Source organism: Desulforhopalus vacuolatus, from assembly GCF_016918505.1.
Taxonomy (GTDB): domain Bacteria; phylum Desulfobacterota; class Desulfobulbia; order Desulfobulbales; family Desulfocapsaceae; genus Desulforhopalus; species Desulforhopalus vacuolatus.
In genome coordinates, this window is the sequence record NZ_JAFFPZ010000160.1 from 1 (window position 1) to 253 (window position 253).

Here is a 253-nt window from a genome sequence, read left to right on the forward strand (position 1 = left end):
TTTCATGATTTTTTTGATATTGTGGGCAGTACACATAAGAGAGAATTCGCCGCTTGTTTTTTCATATCCTCTGACGTTGAATCCTCGAAATCCTGTATTCTTGATTTGTCCGAACACTGGTTCAACACAGTGGTGTCCGGTTAGAAAATTGCATGTTTCTTTTTTAACCGTTTTCGTGGTCGTGGACTGCATTTTCGTTTGTGTATTTGCATAGCTGCTGCCTGTTCTGCTGCCTGCTGTCTTGCTTCATTAC

The 253-nt window shown here is 41.1% G+C and carries 1 pseudogene; it reads right to left on the reverse strand.

Annotated features, from left to right (window positions below):
• A pseudogene (locus JWG39_RS16335) lies at positions 1-198 on the reverse strand (transposase); the annotation flags it as partial.
• Positions 199-253 lie beyond the last annotated feature (55 nt).